General features: G+C 74.9%; 11 protein-coding genes. 1 reads left to right on the plus strand and 10 read right to left on the minus strand.

Features of this window, described 5'->3' with window-relative positions; all coding sequences use genetic code 11:
• Window positions 1-59 precede the first annotated feature (59 nt).
• The 9 genes from EAH89_RS11925 to EAH89_RS11965 all read right to left on the minus strand — a co-directional run bounded on the left by EAH89_RS11925 (window position 60) and on the right by EAH89_RS11965 (window position 12,017).
• Complete coding sequence (locus EAH89_RS11925; RefSeq protein WP_140883245.1) at window positions 60-2,687, minus strand: nitrate reductase; 2,628 nt, start codon at window positions 2,685-2,687, stop codon at window positions 60-62.
• A gap of 1 nt (window position 2,688) precedes the next feature.
• On the minus strand, window positions 2,689-4,299 hold the full coding sequence (locus EAH89_RS11930) for a sulfite reductase subunit alpha (RefSeq protein ID WP_140883247.1): 1,611 nt from the start codon (window positions 4,297-4,299) through the stop codon (window positions 2,689-2,691).
• Window positions 4,296-6,014, minus strand: coding sequence for a NirA family protein (locus EAH89_RS11935; protein ID WP_241666985.1), 1,719 nt, complete (start codon window positions 6,012-6,014; stop codon window positions 4,296-4,298). Before EAH89_RS11935 ends, EAH89_RS11930 begins: the two co-directional genes overlap by 4 nt.
• A complete protein-coding gene (locus EAH89_RS11940) occupies window positions 6,014-7,204 on the minus strand; it encodes an NAD(P)/FAD-dependent oxidoreductase (RefSeq protein WP_140883251.1) in 1,191 nt (396 codons plus the stop codon). The genes EAH89_RS11935 and EAH89_RS11940 overlap by 1 nt, the downstream gene beginning before the upstream one ends.
• Window positions 7,201-8,001, minus strand: a complete 801-nt coding sequence (locus tag EAH89_RS11945) for an ABC transporter ATP-binding protein (protein ID WP_140883253.1) — start codon at window positions 7,999-8,001, stop codon at window positions 7,201-7,203. The genes EAH89_RS11940 and EAH89_RS11945 overlap by 4 nt, the downstream gene beginning before the upstream one ends.
• A gap of 12 nt (window positions 8,002-8,013) precedes the next feature.
• A complete protein-coding gene (gene ntrB / locus EAH89_RS11950) occupies window positions 8,014-8,886 on the minus strand; it encodes a nitrate ABC transporter permease (protein ID WP_140883255.1) in 873 nt (290 codons plus the stop codon).
• A 2-nt stretch (window positions 8,887-8,888) separates the two neighbouring features.
• Window positions 8,889-10,154: a CmpA/NrtA family ABC transporter substrate-binding protein gene (locus EAH89_RS11955; RefSeq protein WP_140883257.1), complete on the minus strand. Its 1,266-nt coding sequence runs from the start codon at window positions 10,152-10,154 to the stop codon at window positions 8,889-8,891.
• Window positions 10,151-11,221 carry an ABC transporter substrate-binding protein gene (locus EAH89_RS11960; RefSeq protein ID WP_140883259.1) on the minus strand — a complete coding sequence of 357 codons (1,071 nt, stop codon included), beginning with the start codon at window positions 11,219-11,221 and terminating at the stop codon, window positions 10,151-10,153. The genes EAH89_RS11955 and EAH89_RS11960 overlap by 4 nt, the downstream gene beginning before the upstream one ends.
• Before the next feature lie 214 nt (window positions 11,222-11,435).
• The gene (locus EAH89_RS11965) at window positions 11,436-12,017 is read right to left on the minus strand and encodes an ANTAR domain-containing response regulator (RefSeq protein WP_241666986.1); all 582 of its coding nucleotides are present in this window, start codon (window positions 12,015-12,017) and stop codon (window positions 11,436-11,438) included.
• A 134-nt stretch (window positions 12,018-12,151) separates the two neighbouring features.
• Between EAH89_RS11965 and EAH89_RS11970 the strand changes: the two genes are divergently transcribed.
• Window positions 12,152-14,980 (plus strand): phosphoenolpyruvate carboxylase, encoded by a 2,829-nt coding sequence (locus EAH89_RS11970; protein WP_140883261.1) that lies wholly within the window; start codon window positions 12,152-12,154, stop codon window positions 14,978-14,980.
• Between the two features lie 280 nt (window positions 14,981-15,260).
• Here the strand turns inward: EAH89_RS11970 and EAH89_RS11975 are convergent, their stop codons facing one another.
• Complete coding sequence (locus EAH89_RS11975) at window positions 15,261-16,487, minus strand: 3-hydroxybenzoate 6-monooxygenase (RefSeq protein WP_140883263.1); 1,227 nt, start codon at window positions 16,485-16,487, stop codon at window positions 15,261-15,263.
• Window positions 16,488-16,567: the final 80 nt, after the last annotated feature.

The raw sequence follows: 16,567 nt of genomic DNA on the forward strand, positions 1-16,567 counted from the left end.
GCCCGCGCCGCCCCCGCCGCGCAGCAAGCCCCATGCCACCCGGCAACGATCGGTCCGCCTCAGGCCGGTGCCATCTCCGCTGCGAGCAGCGCCGCGATCTCCGGGCGGCAGGAGCCGCAGCCCGTCCCCGCGCGCGTCGCCTCGCCCACGGCCGCCACGCTGCAGGCGCCCCCGCGGACCGCGCCCCGCACCGCAGCTTGGGAAATTCCGTGGCAGACGCAGAGCGTGGGGGAGGGCGGCGGCCCGTCCGCCGCGCGCCCCGCGAGAAGCGCCCCCAGCGGCGCCGCGCCGTCGCCGGCGAGCACCGCCGCCAGCCAGTCCCGCGCCGGCAGCCGGTGGTGCGGCCCGACGAAGAGCACGGCCTCCGCCCGCCCCTCCCGCAGCAGCACGCCCCGGTGCAGGCCCGCCGAGGGATCCTCCAGCCGCGCCCAGTCCGCGCCCTCGGCCGGCAGCAGGGCCAGGAGCCGCGCGAAGGCCTCCGCCGGCGCCTCCTTCCCCGCCAGCTCGTGCCGCCACAGACCCTCGCCCGCCAGCGCCACCGCGGCCCAGTCGGCGATCCCCGGGCCGAGGTCCCGCCGCGCCAGCAGGAAGCCGTGCCAAGCCGGCGAAAAGGCCGAGAGCGCCACGCGCGCCGACTTCAGCGCGGGCTGCCCGCTGACAGGATCGAAAACCGGCGGCACCGTGCCGTTCACCCGCGCGGCGGGCGCGGCCTGCGCCGTCCAGTGCATCGGCGCGAAGGCGGTGCCGCGCCGCTGTCCGGTGTCGTGCCGCAGCCGCAGCACGGCGCCCGCGCCGCCATGGCCGGTGATGCGCGCCAGCGCGCCGTCCTCGATCCCCGCCGCGTCGGCGGGATGCACGGCCAGCACCGGCTCCGGCGCGTGCGCCATCAGCCGCGGCACGCCGCCCGTGCGCGTCATGGTGTGCCACTGGTCGCGCAGCCGGCCGGTGAGCAGCGTCAGCCGCCCGTCATCCGCGGGCTGATCGGCCTGCGACACCGCGACGAAGCGCGCGCGCCCCGCGGGGAAGGCGCCGTCGGCGAAGAAGCGCGCGGGGGCCGGGCCCGCGGCCGGCACCGGCCAGCGCGTCGGCGCCATCGCCTCGTAGTCGGCGTCGGTCATGCCCGCGAGGCCCGAGATGTCGAAGGCCCGGCGGCCGCGGTTGCCGAGCCCAGTCAGCGCCGCGTGCTCGCGGAAGATCGCAGCCGGCCCGTCCCAGGCGAAGTCCGCGCCCCAGCCGAGCCGCGCCGCCACCCCTGCCACGATCCACCAGTCCGGCCGCGCCTCCCCCGGCGCGCGCAGGAAGCCGCGCTGGCGGGAGATCACGCGCTCCGAGTTCGTCACCGTGCCGCTCTTCTCCGCCCAGCCGAGCGCGGGCAGGCGCACATGGGCGTGGGCCATCGTGTCGGTGTTCGCCATGCAGTCCGACACGACGAGGAAGGGCGCCCGCGCCAGCGCCTCCCTCGCCGCCTCGCCGTCGGGCAGGGAGACGGCCGGGTTGGTCGCCATCACCCAGAGCGCGCCGACCCGTCCCGCCGAGACCGCCTGGAACAGCTCCACCGCCTTCAGCCCCGGCCCCGCCGCCAGGTTGGGCGCGTTCCAGTGCGCGCGCACGATCTCGGCCTCGCCCGGCACGGCCCAGTCGAGGTGCCCGGCCAGGATGTTCGCCAGCGCCCCTACCTCGCGCCCGCCCATCGCGTTGGGCTGGCCCGTGACCGAGAAGGGACCGGCGCCCGGCTTGCCGATCCGCCCCGTCAGCAGGTGCGCGTTGATGATCGCGTTCGCGCCGTCCGTCCCCGTCTCGGACTGGTTGATCCCCTGGCTCCAGAGCGTAACGACGCGGGGCGTGCCCGCGAAGAGGTCGAGGAAGGCGTCGAGGTCGGCGGGGTCCAGCCCGGTGCGCTCCGCCGCGTTCGCCGCGTCGGCGCGGGCGGCCGCGAGCGCGCGGTCGAGCCCCCGGGTGTGCGCCTCCACGAAGGCGGCGTCCGCGTGGCCGCCTGCGTCGAGGTGCGCGAGCAGCGCGTTGAACAGCGCGACGTCCGATCCCGGCCGGATCGCCAGGTGCAGGTCCGCGCCCTCCACGCTCGGGGTGCGGCGCGGGTCGATGATCACGAGCCGCAGCGAGGGCCGCAGCGCCCGCGCCTGCGCGATGCGCTGGAACAGCACCGGGTGGCACCAAGCAAGATTGCTGCCGACGAGGACGACGAGGTCCGCTTCCTCGAGGTCCTCGTAGACGCCGGGCACCACGTCCTCGCCGAAGGCCCGGCGGTGCGCGGCCACGGCGCTGGCCATGCAGAGGCGCGAGTTGCTGTCGATGTTCCCCGTGCCGAGGAAGCCCTTCGCGAGCTTGTTCGCGGCGTAGTAGTCCTCCGTCAGCAACTGCCCCGACACGTAGAGCGCGACGCCGTCCCGCCCGAGCTCCGACTGCGCGCGCCGCAGCCCCTCCGCCACCGCGTCCAGCGCCGCGTCCCAGGAGGCGCGCTTCCCCCGCACCTCCGGGTGCAGCAGCCGCCCCGGCAGGTCCAGCGTCTCGCCCAGCGCCGTGCCCTTGCTGCACAGGCGCCCGCGGTTGGCGGGGTGCTCGGGGTCGCCCACGACGCGCCCGTCCGGCGCGGCCAGCACGCCGCAGCCGACGCCGCAATAGGGGCAGGTCGTGCGCGTGAGCGCCGCGGGCGGGGGCAGGGCGTCCATCTCAGTAGACGTCCCGCTGGTAGCGGTTCTGCCGGGCGAGGGCCACGATCCACTCGCGCGCCGCGTCCGCGTCCATGCGGCCCTCACCCATCGCGATGGCACGCAGCGTCGTGTCCACGTCCTTCGCCATCCGCGCGGCGTCGCCGCAGATGTAGAAGCGCGCGCCGTCCTGGAACCAGCGCCACAGGTCGGCCGCCTGCTCCTTCATCCGGTCCTGCACGTAGGTCTTCTTCGTGCCGGGATCGCGCGACCAGGCGAGCGACAGCCGCTCCAGCGTGCCGTCCGCGAGCCATCCCTCGATCTCGTCCGAGAAGAGGTAGTCGGTGGCGGAGCGCTGGTCCCCGAAGAACAGCCAGGTCCGCCCCTTGATCCCGAGCGAGGCGCGGTGCTGCAGGAAGGCGCGGAAGGGTGCGATGCCCGTGCCGGGACCGCACATGATGACGGGCGTGGAGGGATCCTCGGGCAGGCGGAAGTGGCTCACCTGCATGTGGGCCGGCATCACCCCCGCCAGCGCCCGCTCCTTGTCGCCGGGCACCGTGCGCGCCCCGCCCTCCGCCAGCGCGCGGAAGCCGAGATGCGAGGAGGCAACCCCCTGCCGCACCCGCCCGCGCCGCTCCGCCGTCACGACGGAGACGCAGAGCTCCACCTTGCCGGGCACCGCGAGCGGCGAGGAGGCGATGGAGTAGAGGCGCGGCTTCAGCCCCGGCAGCGAGGCCGCGAGGTCAGCCAGCGGCGGCCGCGCGGAGGGGAAGTGCTCCAGCAGGTCCAGCAGGTCCGCGTCCCCGGGCGACGCATCGTCGTCGCCGTCCACGAGCTTGCGCAGCATCGCCGCCTCCTTCGGATCGCGCGCCGCGCCCGCCAGGAGGTCGCAGGTGCGGTCCAGCGGCCGCGCGATCGCGAGGTGCGACAGGAAGGCCTCCCGCGCCGGCCGCGCCGTGCCGTCGGGGCAGGGCACCATCTCCTCCCCGGTGGCGCCGAGGATCGCAAGGCACCCCTCCACCAGCGCCGGGTCGTTCGGGGCGAGCAGCCCGAGGCTGTCGCCGGGCTCGTAACGAAGCCCGCTGCCCTCGAGGTCCAGCACCACGTTGCGCACGTCCTTGACCGACCCCGCGCCCGAGAGGGGCCTGGCCGCCAGCACGCGCACCGGCACCAGCGCCGGCCCGGTGGCCTTGGGCGCGGCGACGGGTGTTGCCGCGGGCGCCTCCGCCACCAGCGCCTTCAGCGCCCTCTGCGTCGCCTTGCCCCCGGGCACGCAGAGGGAGAGCGAGCCCTCCGCCCCCGAGGCGATCGCCTCCGCGTAGCTCTTGCAGACATAGCCGCACTGCCCGCAGTCGAGCTGCGCCATGGCCGCCATCAGCTGGCGGGAGGAGGGCTTGCCCGCCGCCATCGCCAGCCGCTCCTCGAGCGCCAGCGCCGGGTCGTGCCAGGGGAACTCCTCCTCCGGCTCCGGAGCGGGCGCCGCGGCGCCCCCGGCGGCCGCGCCGCCATAGAGCCCGGCGAGGAAGCCGTTCAGCCAGGCCCGCTGCTCCGCCGAGAAGGGCGCGCTCTCCGGGATCAGCGGCACGGGCGCGGGCTGCGGGAAGGCGCCGGGAATGGGGGAGATGGCGTTCATGCGTCGGCTTCCGCGGTCTCGCGCCCGGCCATGGCCCGCAGCGCGGCGTCGTCGTGGCGGGCGGTGAAGTCCTGGAAGGAAAGATCCGGCGCGCCCTCCTGCCAAGCGCGCAGCAGATTGAGAACCATCGGCGGCATCTCGTCATGCGGGACCTTCGCGAGGACGAGGCGCCCGATCGCCCGCTCCGCGCCGGCGCCGCCGCCGACATGCAGGTCGTAGCCCTCCACCTCCTCCTCGCCGCGCTCCGCCTTCGCGCCGATGAGGCCGATGTCGCCGATATAGTGCTGGGCGCAGGAGTTGTGGCAGCCCGTGAGGTGGATGTTCACCGGCCGCGCCACCGCGATGCGCGCGTCGAGGTAGTCCGCCAGCGACGCCGCGTGCTGCTTCGTGTGCGCCGCCGCGAATTTGCAGCCCGCCGCCCCCGTGCAGGCCACCAGCCCGCCGCGGACATGGCTGGCCGAGGTGCCGAGCCCGATCGCCTCGATCTCGGCGCAGGCCTCCGCCATCCGCTCGCGCGGAATGTCGGAGAGAAGAAGGTTCTGCCACACCGTCAGCCGCAGCGTGCCGCTGCCGAAGGTGTCGGCGATGCGTGCCAGGCCGCGAAGCTGCGCCGCCGTGGCGCGCCCGACCGGCAGCACCACCCCCACGTATTGCAGCCCCGGCTGCCGCTGGTCGTGCACGCCGAGATGCCCGTGCTTGTCGGGCGGCGGGGCTGGCTCGACCGCGCCGGCCTCGCGCAGCGGCGCGCCGAGCTCCGCCTCCACCGCCTCGACGAAGCGCGGCAGGCCCCAACGGTCCAGCAGGTACTTTAGACGGGCCTTGCGCCGGTCCGTGCGGTCCCCGTGCGCGAGAAAGACGCGCATGACGGCGTCGGCCACCCGCACCACCGCGCCCGGCTCCACCACGCGCCCCGTGTCGCGCGCGAAGTCCCGGTGGCCCGTGATGCCGCCGAGCGCGAGGCGGAACACCACCTCCTCGCCCACCCGCACCGCGGTGAAGGCGATGTCGTTCGTGTCCTCCACCACCGCGACGCGGCCGCCGCCGTCGATCGAGATGTTGAACTTGCGCGGCAGGCCGAAGAGGTCGCGCGTGTTCAGGATGTGGTGGTGCAGCTTGCGCACGATGGCGCGCGTGTCGATCAGCTCCCCCGGGTCGATGCCGGCGGTGGGGGAGGCCGTGATGTTGCGGATGTTGTCCGCGCCCGTGCCCTTGGGGATGATGCCGAGGTCCGCCAGCCGCTCCAGCAGCTCCACGCCGCGGTCCGCGGGGATCTCGCGGATCTGGAGGTTGTTGCGCGTCGTCGCGTCCACGTAGCCGCCGCCGCACTCCTCGGCGATCTCGGCCACGCCCTGCGCCTGCCAGGAGGAGAGCAGGCCGCCCGGGAGGCGCAGCCGGCACATGAAGGAATCCTGCGTCGGCCCAACGTAGAACAGCCCGTGCCAGCGCGTCGCGAGGTTCTCGAGGCCGTGCGGGAACCGGCCCTCCCGCGCGCGGGCCTCCACCTCGTCCCAGCGGTCCAGCGGGTGACGTTCCCGCTTCATCCTCTCCTCGGCCGAGAGCTTGCCGCCGGCCGCGACCGCCGCGTCCTGCGCGGCGCGCATCGCGTCCGGCGGCGCGCCCCCCTCGGCGCCGGGCGAGAGCGCGCCGCGGCGCGCCTCGACGCCCGCCATGAAGCCCTTGAGGTAGTTCTGCTGCTCGCCCGAGAAATCCGCCATCACGCCGCGTCCTGAAGAAAGGCCTGCCCCAGCGCCGCGTCCGCCCGCGACGCCACGGCCCGCCCGCTCGCGATCAACCCCTGGTAGAAGCCGGCCTCCGCCGTGTCGCCGTAGAGCACGGCGCCCACCAGCCGATCGTCGCGCCACCAGAGCCGCCGGTAGCTCTCGCCCGCGCGCAGCGTCACCGCCTCCGCGCCCGCCGGCGCGACTTCGCCGCCCGACCAGACCTGCGTGCCCGACACCTTCAGCGCCGCCGAATCCGCGCGTGGCGCCCAGGCCATCGCCTCGCCGGCGATCGTCGCGGCCGCGATCTCCGCCTGCTCCAGCGCGGGGGCGACGAGGCCGATGGTCCGCCCCTCCACCTCCGCGCACTCGCCCACGGCGAGGACGTGCGGGTCGCTCGTGCGCAGCGCCGCGTCGGCCACGATCCCGCGCGCGATCGAAAGGCCGCTCGCCCGCGCCAGGTCGATGTTCGGCCGCACGCCGACGGACATCACCACCAGCCGCGCCGGGATGCGCTCGCCGCCTGCCAGCCGCACCGCTTCCACGCGGTCCACCCCCTCGATCGCGACCGTCTCCGCGGGCATGCGCAGCGTCAGCCCGCGCGCGCGCAACCGGCCGGCCAGCAGCGTGCCGGCGTCGTAGTCGAGCTGCCGCTCCATCGGCCATCCCACCGCGTGCAGCACCGTCACCTTCATCCCGCGCGCGGCCAGTCCCGCCGCCGTCTCCAGCCCCAGCAGCCCGCCGCCGATCACCACCGCCGGCCCGCCCGCGCGCGCCGCCTCGATCATCTGCCGCGTCTCCGCCAGGTCCCGCCACGCGATCACCCCCGGCAGCTCCGCACCGGGCAGCGGCAGGCGGAAGGACTTGCTGCCGGTGGCCAGCACGCACCAATCGTAGCCGATCCGTTCGCCACGCGCCGTAACGGCCACGCGCGCCGCGAGGTCGAGCGCGGCGACCGGCGTTCCCGGCCGGTAGCGCACCCCCGCGGCCCGGAGCTCCGCGAGCGAGTGCGTCACGAGCGCCGCCTGCTCGACGTCGCCGGCGAGGTACTTCGACAGCGCGACCCGGTCATAGGGCAGGGCCGGCTCGGCGCCCGCCAGCACCACCTCGGCCCCGGGCAGGCGCCCGGCGACGCGGAGCGCGCAGCGCGTGCCGGCCGGGCCGGCGCCGACGACCAGGACCTTCATGCCGCGGCCAGCCCGGGCGCGGCGTGGCGGTGGTGCAGGAACTCGAGCACCGCCGCGCGCGCCGCGATGAAGCGCGGGTCCGCCACCAGCGCCAGCCGGTCGCGCGGCCGCGCCAGCCCGACCTCCAGGATCTCGCCGATGCGGGCGTTCGGCCCGTTGGTCAGCATGACGATCCGGTCGGACAGCAGCACCGCCTCGTCCACGTCGTGGGTGATCATCATCACGGTGGTGCCGAGCTCCGCGTGGATCGCCATGACTTGGTCTTGCAGATGCGCCCGCGTCAGCGCGTCCAGCGCGCCGAAGGGCTCGTCCAGCAGCAGCACCTTGGGCTTCATCGCCAGCGCCCGGCCGATGCCGATGCGCTGCTTCATCCCGCCCGAGATCTCGTTCGGCCGCCGGTCCTTCGCGTGCGTCATCCGCACGAGGGCCAGGTTCTCCATCGTCCACTCGTGCCGCTCGGCGCGCGACAAGGACTTCGACAGCGTCTGGTCCACCGCGAGGCGGATGTTCTCGTAGCAGGTGAGCCAGGGCAGCAGGGAATGGTTCTGGAACACCACGGCGCGGTCGGGGCCGGGGTCCGACACCTCCTTGCCGTCCAGCACCACGCCGCCGCCTGAAGCCGGCAGCAGCCCCGCCACCACGTTCAGCAGCGTGGACTTGCCGCAGCCGGAATGGCCGATGACGGAGACGTACTCGCCGCGCGCCACCTTCAGGTCGATGCCGTTCAGCACGGGCACGCGCGACCGCCCGAAGGCGACGGTGACGTCGGAGATGTCGAGGAAGGGCTGCATTGCCATGGGGGCCGTTCCTCAGACCGTCGCGGTGCCGCGGGTGACGAGATGCCCGGCCAGCGCCATCAGCCGGTCCAGCGCGAAGCCGACGAGGCCGACATAGGCGAGGGCCACGATGATGTCGGACAAGTTGGAAGAGTTCCACGCGTCCCAGATGAAGAAGCCGATGCCGACGCCGCCTATGAGCATCTCCGCCGCGATGATCGCGAGCCAGGAGAGGCCGACGCCGATGCGAAGCCCCGTGAAGATGTAGGGGGCGGCCGCCGGCAGGATGATCCGCCACCAGTAGGCCGGCCCGCGCAGGCGGATCACCGCGGCCACGTTGCGGTAGTCGGCGGGAACGTTCCGCACGCCCACCGCCGTGTTGATGATGATCGGCCAGACCGAGGTGATGAAGATGACGAAGATGGCGGAGGGCTGCGCCTCACGGAAGGCCGCGAGCGAGAGCGGCAGCCAGGCCAGCGGCGGCACCGTGCGCAGCACCTGGAAGATCGGGTCCAGGCCCCGCATCGCGAGCTTCGAGGTGCCGATCAGCAGCCCCACCGCGATGCCGATGACGGCCGAGAGCGCGAAGCCCACCGCCACGCGCTGGAGGCTGGCCAGAAGGTGCCAGAACAGCCCCTTGTCCAGCCCGCCGCGGTCGAAGAAGGGATCGACGATGAGGTCGTGCGCGTCGGCCCAGACCTTCGAGGGCGGCGGCAGGGTCGCGCCCGGGCCGCTCGCCACCACCTCCCACAGCCCCATCAGCGCCAGCACGACCGCCAGCGGCGGCAGCACGCGCTCCGCGTAGGGGCGCAGGCGTGCGCCGAGGGTGAGCGCCGGCATCGAGCTGGGCGCGGGCCGCGTGACGGACGGCGGCGCCGCCACCGGGGTCTGGACAGTCGCGTTCATGCTCAGGCCGCTCCGGTCTTCTTGATGGAAAGCGAGGCGAGGTAGGCGGCGGGGTTCTCGGGGTCGAAGACCTTGCCGTCGAAGAAGGTCTCCCGCCCGCGCGACGTGCCCGAGGGCATCTCGGCGTTCGGCACGCCCGCGCGCGCCGCGGCCGCGCGCCAGATCCCCTCGCGGTTCACCTCGCCGATCAGCTTCGCCGTGTCGGTGCCTTCCGGGAGCACGCCCCAGCGGATGTCCTCGGTCAGGAACCACTGCTCGTGGCTGCGGAAGGGGTAGGAGGCGTGGTCGCGCCAGAACTTCATCAGCAGCGGCGAGCCCTCGACCTTCCGGCCGTCGCCGTAGTCGATGTTGCCGCGCGTGCGCTCGATGATGTCGGCCACCGGCACGTTGAACCAGGCGCGGCGGCCGATGACCGTGCACATCTCCTGCCGGTTCGCGTCCGTGTCGCACCAGCGCTGCGCCTCGATCACGGCCGCCGTCAGCGCCTCGGCCGCGCGCGGGTTGGCCGCGACCCAGTCCGCGCGCAGGGCGAAGGACTTCTCCGGGTGGTCGCGCCACAGCTCGCCCGTGACCAGGGCCGAGTAGCCGAGCTTCTGGTTCACGAGCTGGTCGTTCCACGGCTCGCCGACGCAGAAGGCGTCCATGGTGCCGACCTTCATGTTCGCCACCATCTGCGGCGGCGGCACGACGATGGTCTGCACGTCGCGGTCCGGGTCGATGCCGCCGGCGGCCAGCCAGTAGCGGATCCACAAGTCGTGCGTGCCGCCGCGGAAGGTCATGGCGACCTTGCTCTCCTGCGTCAGCACGCGCTTGAGCGGCGCGGCGTCGAGCCGGGCGCCGAGCGCCTTGTGCTTCTCCGCCACCGAGATCGCCTGCCCGTTGGTGTTCAGCCGGGCCATGATCGCCATCGGCACCGGCTGGCCGTTCTGGGTGATGCGGCCGGTGTGCATGAGGTAGGGCAGGGGCGTCAGGATATGCGCCCCGTCGATCCCGCCCGAGCCGCCGCCGAGCACGAGGTTGTCGCGGGTCGCGCCCCAGCTCGCCTGCTTGGAGACCTCCACGTCGGGCATGCCGTGCTTGGCGAAGAAGCCCTTCTCCTTCGCGATGATCAACGGCGCCGCGTCCGTCAGCGCGATGTAGCCGAGCACCGCCTTCCGCACCTCCGGCACGGTGGAGGACTGCGCGAAGGCCCCGCGCGGGGCGGCCGCGCGGGCGGCGGCGAGAAGGGCGGCGGTGGCGGCGATGGCTTGCCTGCGGTTAACGGTCACGCGGCGATCTCCTCGGGAAGGGTGACGGTCTCGGGCTCGGCCTCGCCCAGCAGGGCGGCCGCGGCGCGCCAGGTGGCGTCGCCATAGGCGGACAGGGCCTCGGAATCGGGCACGGCCTCGGGCACGTGCCCCCAGCGGCGCATCTGCCGCAGCCACCAGGCGGCGGCCTCGGGGCGGGCCAGCGTCGCCTCGCGGAAGCGCATCGGCGCGGGCAGCGCGCGGGTGCCGGCTGCGGTCGGGACCACCCCGTCCAGCGCCAGGCGCACCGTCGCGGCGTCCAGCGTCGGGAAGACCCGCTCGTGCATCAGGGCGGCGGCGTCCCCGCGGTTCGCGGGATCGTCCAGCCAGCGCGCGGCCGCGATCACGGCGGCGGTCACCGCGACGGCCTGCCCGGCCGGCAGCCCCGCGCGGAAGGCCAGCACCTTCTCGGGATGGTCGGGCCAGACGTCCCCGCCCGTCAGCGCCACCCGCCCGACGCCGAGCGCCGCCGCGTGGCTGCCCCAGGGCTCGCCCGAGAGAAAGCCGTCGACCTCGCCGCCCGCCAGCGCCGCGGCCGTGCGCGGCGGCGGCACCACCACCAGCCGCAGGTCCCGGTCAGGGTCGAGCCCGCCCGAGGCGAGCCAGTGCCGCAGCAGGTAGTGGTGGGACGAGAAGGGAAACACCGCCGCCAGCCGCACCATCGGCCGCCCGGCCGCGGCACGGCGCCGCACCGCCGCCGCGAAGGCCTCCGCCGAGAGCGGCGACCCCGCCGGGTCCAGCCCCGCCTCCCCGGCCAGGGCGGGCGAGAGGGTCAGCGTGTTGCCGTTGCGCCCGATCCCCGCGCCGACCGACACCGTCGCGCGCACGCCGCCCAGCCCGCAGGCGAGGGCGATCGGCATGGGCGCCAGCATGTGCGCGCCGTCGAGCAGCCCATGGGCCACCCGGTCCCGCACCGCCGCCCAGGCGGATTCCCGGGACAGCGCGACCCGGACCCCGTGCTGCGCGAAGAGGCCGAGCGCCTCCGCCACCACCAGCGGCGCAGCGTCGGTGAGCGGGACATAGCCGATGCGCAGAGGGGATGCCGACAAGCGCGCGCTCCGGGGTTCCCTGGGGAACCGGGAGGCGGGCCGCCATTGGACCGCCGGTTGACCGATCGGGGAGTGCAGGGGACCGCGCCATTGCGATCCATCCCCGTGCCGTCATTCATCATGCCGCAGCGCAGCACGGCAAGGGAAAAATGCTCTCTATAGGGGCAACAGAATCCACTATCCTCCATTCATGAACTCATAACAGGCTATTTGCCTATTTTTCGCTCATAATGGCCTGTGCGATATCGACCAGCCGCCGGCCCTGGTCCATCGCGGCCCGCCGCAACCGCCGGTAGGCCTCTTCCTCGCTCAGCCGCCCTCGCTCCATCAGCCGGGCCTTGGCACGGTCGATGACGGCCCGCGAGGCCAGGGTGGCGCGGGTGGCCTCCAACTCCATCCGCATCGCGTGGTGCGCCCGGAAACGGCGGATCGCCACCTCGATCACCGGCCGAACCCGCCCGGGCGCCAGCCCCTCCACCACGTAGGCGGCCACCCCCGCCTCCAGCGCCGCCTCGATCTGCTCCGGCTCCCCCCGCTCGGCGAAGAGCACCACCGGGCGCGGCTCGTCCCGGTTCAGCGCCCGCATGCTCTCCAGCGCGTCGCGCCCGGGGTCGTCCAGGTCGCAGACGATCACCTCCGCCCCGGATTCCCGCGCCAGCCGCGTCAGGTCGCCCGTGTCCGAGACCAGCGCCACCACCTCGCAGCCCGCCGCCTCCAGCCCGGCCGTGACCAGGGCGGCGCGCCCGGCATCCGCATCCACCAGCAGGACCCGCAGCCCTTCGACCCCCAGAAGCATGCCGGCCTATCCCGGCGTGCTGCGTTGCACACGCAAGGGCTTTGCCAGAACGGCCCCGGCACCCAAGCTGGGGCCTATTGTCGCGCGGCGTGTCCCGATTTTGCATCGGACCCGGCGCAGAGGGAGAGACAGCGATGGACCATCAGCCCGCGACGCCCCCCGATCCCCGCGCCGCCCAGGCGCCGGACCTGCTGGCCCTGGCGGAGGCCGCGCGCGCCCAGGGCCGGGGCGATCCCTTCGCCGCCCCCGCCCTGGCCATGGCCCTTGCCCTCAGCCGCCGCCTCGACGACGGCGACCTCACCCTCGACGACCTCCGCGCCGCGCTCCGCCACATCGGCGATCTCGCCTTCGCCGACCGCGCGGCGTCGCTCGCCCGCAAGCTCGGCGCCACGGACGCCGCCGGCACCGACGCCGCGCTGATCGCGGTCGCCGGCCGCGTCGCCCGCCCCGACCCGGCCGACAGCCCCGTGCCCTTCGCCGCCTTCCGCGCCGCCTGCGAGCGCCCGCGCGCCGCCGCGGTCTTCACGGCCCACCCGACCTTCTCGCTCCCGCGCGAGACCAACCGCGCCCTCGCCGAGGCCGCCGGCGGCACGGCCCCGCCGCCCGGCCTGCCGCTCCGCCCCGTCGCGCCGGACCTCGAGGAGGAGTTCACCCAGGCTGTCGTCGCCATCGCCAACGGGCGCGACGCGCTGGACCGCCTCGCCGCCGCCTTCCTCGCCGTCGCCCGCGACACCTGGCGGGACCGCTGGCGCACCCTCATGCCCGCGCCGGTCCTCCTCTCCTCCTGGGTCGGCTACGACACGGACGGGCGCACCGACATCGGCTGGCAGGACACGCTGCGCCTGCGCCTGCGGATGAAGGAGCTCGGCCTCGCCCGCCTCGAGGCGCAGATCGAGGCCTTGCCGCCCGAGGGCAGCGGCCCGCTGCGGGGGCGCCTCGCCGGCGCGCTCGACGCGGTGCGCGCCCAGATCGCCGCCTGCCCGCCCCCGGGCACCCCCGACCCGGAGGCGGCGCAGCGCTTCGCCCGGGTCCTCATCGACCGGCGCGAGGAGGCGCTGACCACGCCCGGCCCGCTCCTCGAGCTTTTCGCCGAGGCGATCGAGGCGGCCCCCGACGACCAGGCGCGCCTCGCCCTCTGCGTCGCCCGCGCGGGGCTCGCCGCCCACGGCCTCTCCCTCGCCCAGACCCACACGCGGCTGAACTCGGCCCAGCTCCACAACGCCGCCCGCCTCCGCGTGCCCGCCCTCGGCGGCGCGCCGGACGACGCCGCCCGCCGCCGCGCCCTCTTCGGCGCGATCAACGCCGCGCTCGACGAGGCGAAGCCCGAGCCCGTCGACACCGGCGGCCTCCTCTCGGAATCGGCCAGCGCCATGCGGCTGATGATGACGGTCGCGCAGATCACGAAGCACGTGGACGCCTCCCAGCCCGTGCGCTTCCTCGTGGCCGAGACCGAGAGCGGCTTCACCCTCCTCGCCGCCCTCTTCCTCGCGCGCCTCTGCGGCGTGGAGCGCCACGTCGAGATCAGCCCCCTCTTCGAGACCGCCGAGGCCCTGGAACGGCGCGGCGAGCGCGTGATCGAGGAGGCGCTGCGCTCCCCGCACTGGCGGACCTACCTCCGCGGCATCGGCCGGCTCTGCCTGCAGTTCGGCTACTCGGATTCCGGCCGCTACGTCGGCCAGCCCGCGGCCAGCCACCTCATCGAGCGTCTGAAGCTCCGCGTCGCCGACCTGCTCGCCCGCCACGGCCTGGGCGCGCTGGAAGTCGTCCTCTTCGAGACCCACGGCGAGGGCCTCGGCCGCGGCGGCCACCCGGACGGGCTCGCCGCCCGCCTCGACTACCTCGACCCGCCCGCCGTCCGCGCCGCCTTCGCCGCCGCCCGCATCCCCACCCGCATCGAGACGAGCTTCCAGGGCGGCGACGGCTACCAGCTCTTCGGCACGCCGGCCCTCGCCCACGCCGCCATCGCCCGCATCGCCGAGCACGCCTTCGCGCCCCCGCCGGGCGAGGTCGCGGACCCCGTCTACGCCGAGGCCGGCTTCGCCGCGGACCTCTTCGCGGGCATGCGCAGCGCCATGGCCGTCCTCGTGGAGGACCCGGGCTACGCGGGCCTCCTTGGCGGCTTCGGCCCGGCGCTGCTGGACCGCACGGGATCGCGCCCCGCCGCCCGCCAGAGCGACACGGGCGGCCCCGCCACCATCCGCCACGCGCGCGAGCTGCGGGCGATCCCGAACAACGCCGTGCTGCAGCAGCTCGGCTTCCTCGCCAACCTCACCCACGGCCTCGGCGCCGGCGCCTCGCGCGAGCCGGAGGGCTTCGCGGAGCTGCTGCGCAAGTCCCCGCGCTTCGCCGGCGCCATGGCCTTCGCCCGCGCCGGCCTCACCCTCTCGGACGCCGACGTGCTGCGCGGCTACGTCGCGACGCTCGACCCCGGCATGTGGCTCGACCGCGCGGCCAGCGCCCGCAGCCCCGCCAACGCCGCCTCCCTCACCGCCGTGGCCACCGCGCTGGAGGAACAGGGCCTCGGCGACCCCGTGCGCCGCGTCTTCCGCAGCCTGCTGGCCGACCACACCGCGCTCCGCCGCGCCTGGCCGTCGGAAGGGGAGGCGCCGCGCATGTCGGACCGCCTCTTCGCGGTCCACGCCGTGCGCCTGCTGCTCGTCCACCGCATCTGGATGCGCGCGGTGAACATGCCGGAGTTCTCCCCCCGCCACGGCGTCACCCGCGACAGCCTGCTCCGCCGCCTGCTGCGCCTGGACGTGGAGGAGGCCGCCAAGCTGCTCGACCAGGTCTTCCCGGCCCACGAGCCGCCCAGCGCCTCGCTGGACTACGGCGAGCCGCCGTCCCCGCGCCATGGCGGCTACGGGCGCGAGCACGCGGAGCTGATGGAGCCGCTGCGCGAGCTCTTCGCCATGGTGCGCGAGGCGAGCGCGGTGGTGTCGCTGGAATGCGGCGCCTTCGGGTAATGGGTGGCTCGCTGTGGCCCTCGGGAGGCTCTGCCTCCCGAACCCTCCGCCGGGGTGGCAACGGCCCCCCCGGACCCCGCGGCTGGTTGGTTGCGCGCCGGAGGTCATGGACCTCCGGCGACTGACCGATCAGCCCAGGCGGTCCAAAGGTTTATTCAAGGCGCAGCCTACAGCACCCGAAAGACAGATCGCGGGGTCCGGGGAGCCCGCCGGCTCCCCGGCGGAGGGCCCGGGAGGCAGCGCCTCCCGGAGTCGCCCGCGCCACGACCCAGGCCCACCCTCAGGCCACCGCCGCCACCCGCGCCTCGGCCGGCGCATCCCCGAGCCCCGTCTCGCCGTAGAGCCAGGCGATCGCGTCGTACCACTCGTCCCGGCTCTTCGCGGACATGATGCTGTTGCGCAGCGCCGCGTGCGCCCCGTTCGGGTGGTAGATGTGGTCCCCCACCGCGCGGGACTGCAGCTGCACGCGCGCCGTCCGCAGCACGCGCCGGCGGCGATAGGCCTCCAGCGCCGCCTCCGCCTCGCCCGGGCGCGCCGCCATCTCCTGCGCCAGGCAGACGCCGTCCTCCATCGCCATGCAGGCGCCCTGGGCGAGGTATTGCAGCGTGGGATGGGCGGCGTCGCCCAGCAGCGCGACGCGGCCGTCCACCCACTTCTCCGTCGGGTCGCGGTCGCAGAGCACCCAGAGCTTCCAGTCGCGCCCGTGGCGGATGATGCTCTGCGCCTTGGGGTGGACGTGCTGGAAGCCGCGCATCACCTCCTCCTCCTCCACCGGCAGCCCCGCCACCGGCTCGGGCGCGTCGTTGTGGTAGGTGACGACGAGGTTGAACTGCTTCCAGCCGGACAGCGGGTAGTGGACGATGTGGCACTTCGGCCCGGCCCAGAGCGTCGCCGCGTTCCAGCGGAGGTCCTCGGGCATCATCTCCGTCGGGATGACGGAGCGGTAGGTGGTGTGCCCCGTCACGCGCGGCGGTCCGTCGCCCACGACGCGGGCGCGGATGCGCGACCACAGCCCGTCCGCGCCGATGAGGACCGACCCCTCCACCCGCTCGCCCGACTTCAGCAGCGCCGTCACGGCCCGCCCGTCCTGCTCGTAGTCCACCACGGCGCAGCCGGTGCGAAGGGTGATGCGCGGGTCGGCCTCGCAGGCGCGCAGGAAGACGCCGTGCAGGTCGCCGCGGTGCACGACGGCGTAGGGATTGCCGAAGCGGCGCCGGAAGGGCTCCGTCACGTCGATCGTCGCGATGTCCTCGGCGGTCAGCGCGTCCATCAGCCGCAGCTGGTCGACGTAGACGGCCATGGCGCGCGCGGCGTCGCCGATGCCCAGGTGGTCGAAGGCCTGGAAGGCGTTGGGGCCGAGCTGGATGCCCGCCCCGATCTCGCCCAGCGCCGCCGCCCGCTCCAGCACCGTGACCGCGAAGCCCGCGCGCGCCAAGCCCAGCGCCGCCGCGAGGCCCCCGATGCCGCCGCCCGCGACGAGGATCGGCTTCTCCGGGCGAGTGGTCATCCTGGGTCCTCCGGGTGCATGGTCGCGCCGCGGTCTGGCGCCGGGCGTTGTTCCCGGGCGCGGTCCGGAAGGACGCGGGC

It is taken from the genome of Muricoccus nepalensis (assembly GCF_006438825.1).
Taxonomy (GTDB): domain Bacteria; phylum Pseudomonadota; class Alphaproteobacteria; order Acetobacterales; family Acetobacteraceae; genus Roseomonas; species Roseomonas nepalensis.

Bases quoted from the DNA above. Each gene is read 5' to 3' on its own strand.
- EAH89_RS11975 (WP_140883263.1), bottom strand. From the start codon at position 16,487: ATGACCACTCGCCCGGAGAAGCCGATCCTCGTCGCGGGCGGCGGCATC.
- EAH89_RS11970 (WP_140883261.1), top strand. From the start codon at position 12,152: ATGGACCATCAGCCCGCGACGCCCCCCGATCCCCGCGCCGCCCAGGCG.
- EAH89_RS11930 (WP_140883247.1), bottom strand. From the start codon at position 4,299: ATGAACGCCATCTCCCCCATTCCCGGCGCCTTCCCGCAGCCCGCGCCC.
- ntrB (WP_140883255.1), bottom strand. From the start codon at position 8,886: ATGAACGCGACTGTCCAGACCCCGGTGGCGGCGCCGCCGTCCGTCACG.
- EAH89_RS11925 (WP_140883245.1), bottom strand. From the start codon at position 2,687: ATGGACGCCCTGCCCCCGCCCGCGGCGCTCACGCGCACGACCTGCCCC.
- EAH89_RS11945 (WP_140883253.1), bottom strand. From the start codon at position 8,001: ATGGCAATGCAGCCCTTCCTCGACATCTCCGACGTCACCGTCGCCTTC.
- EAH89_RS11940 (WP_140883251.1), bottom strand. From the start codon at position 7,204: ATGAAGGTCCTGGTCGTCGGCGCCGGCCCGGCCGGCACGCGCTGCGCG.
- EAH89_RS11965 (WP_241666986.1), bottom strand. From the start codon at position 12,017: ATGCTTCTGGGGGTCGAAGGGCTGCGGGTCCTGCTGGTGGATGCGGAT.
- EAH89_RS11935 (WP_241666985.1), bottom strand. From the start codon at position 6,014: ATGGCGGATTTCTCGGGCGAGCAGCAGAACTACCTCAAGGGCTTCATG.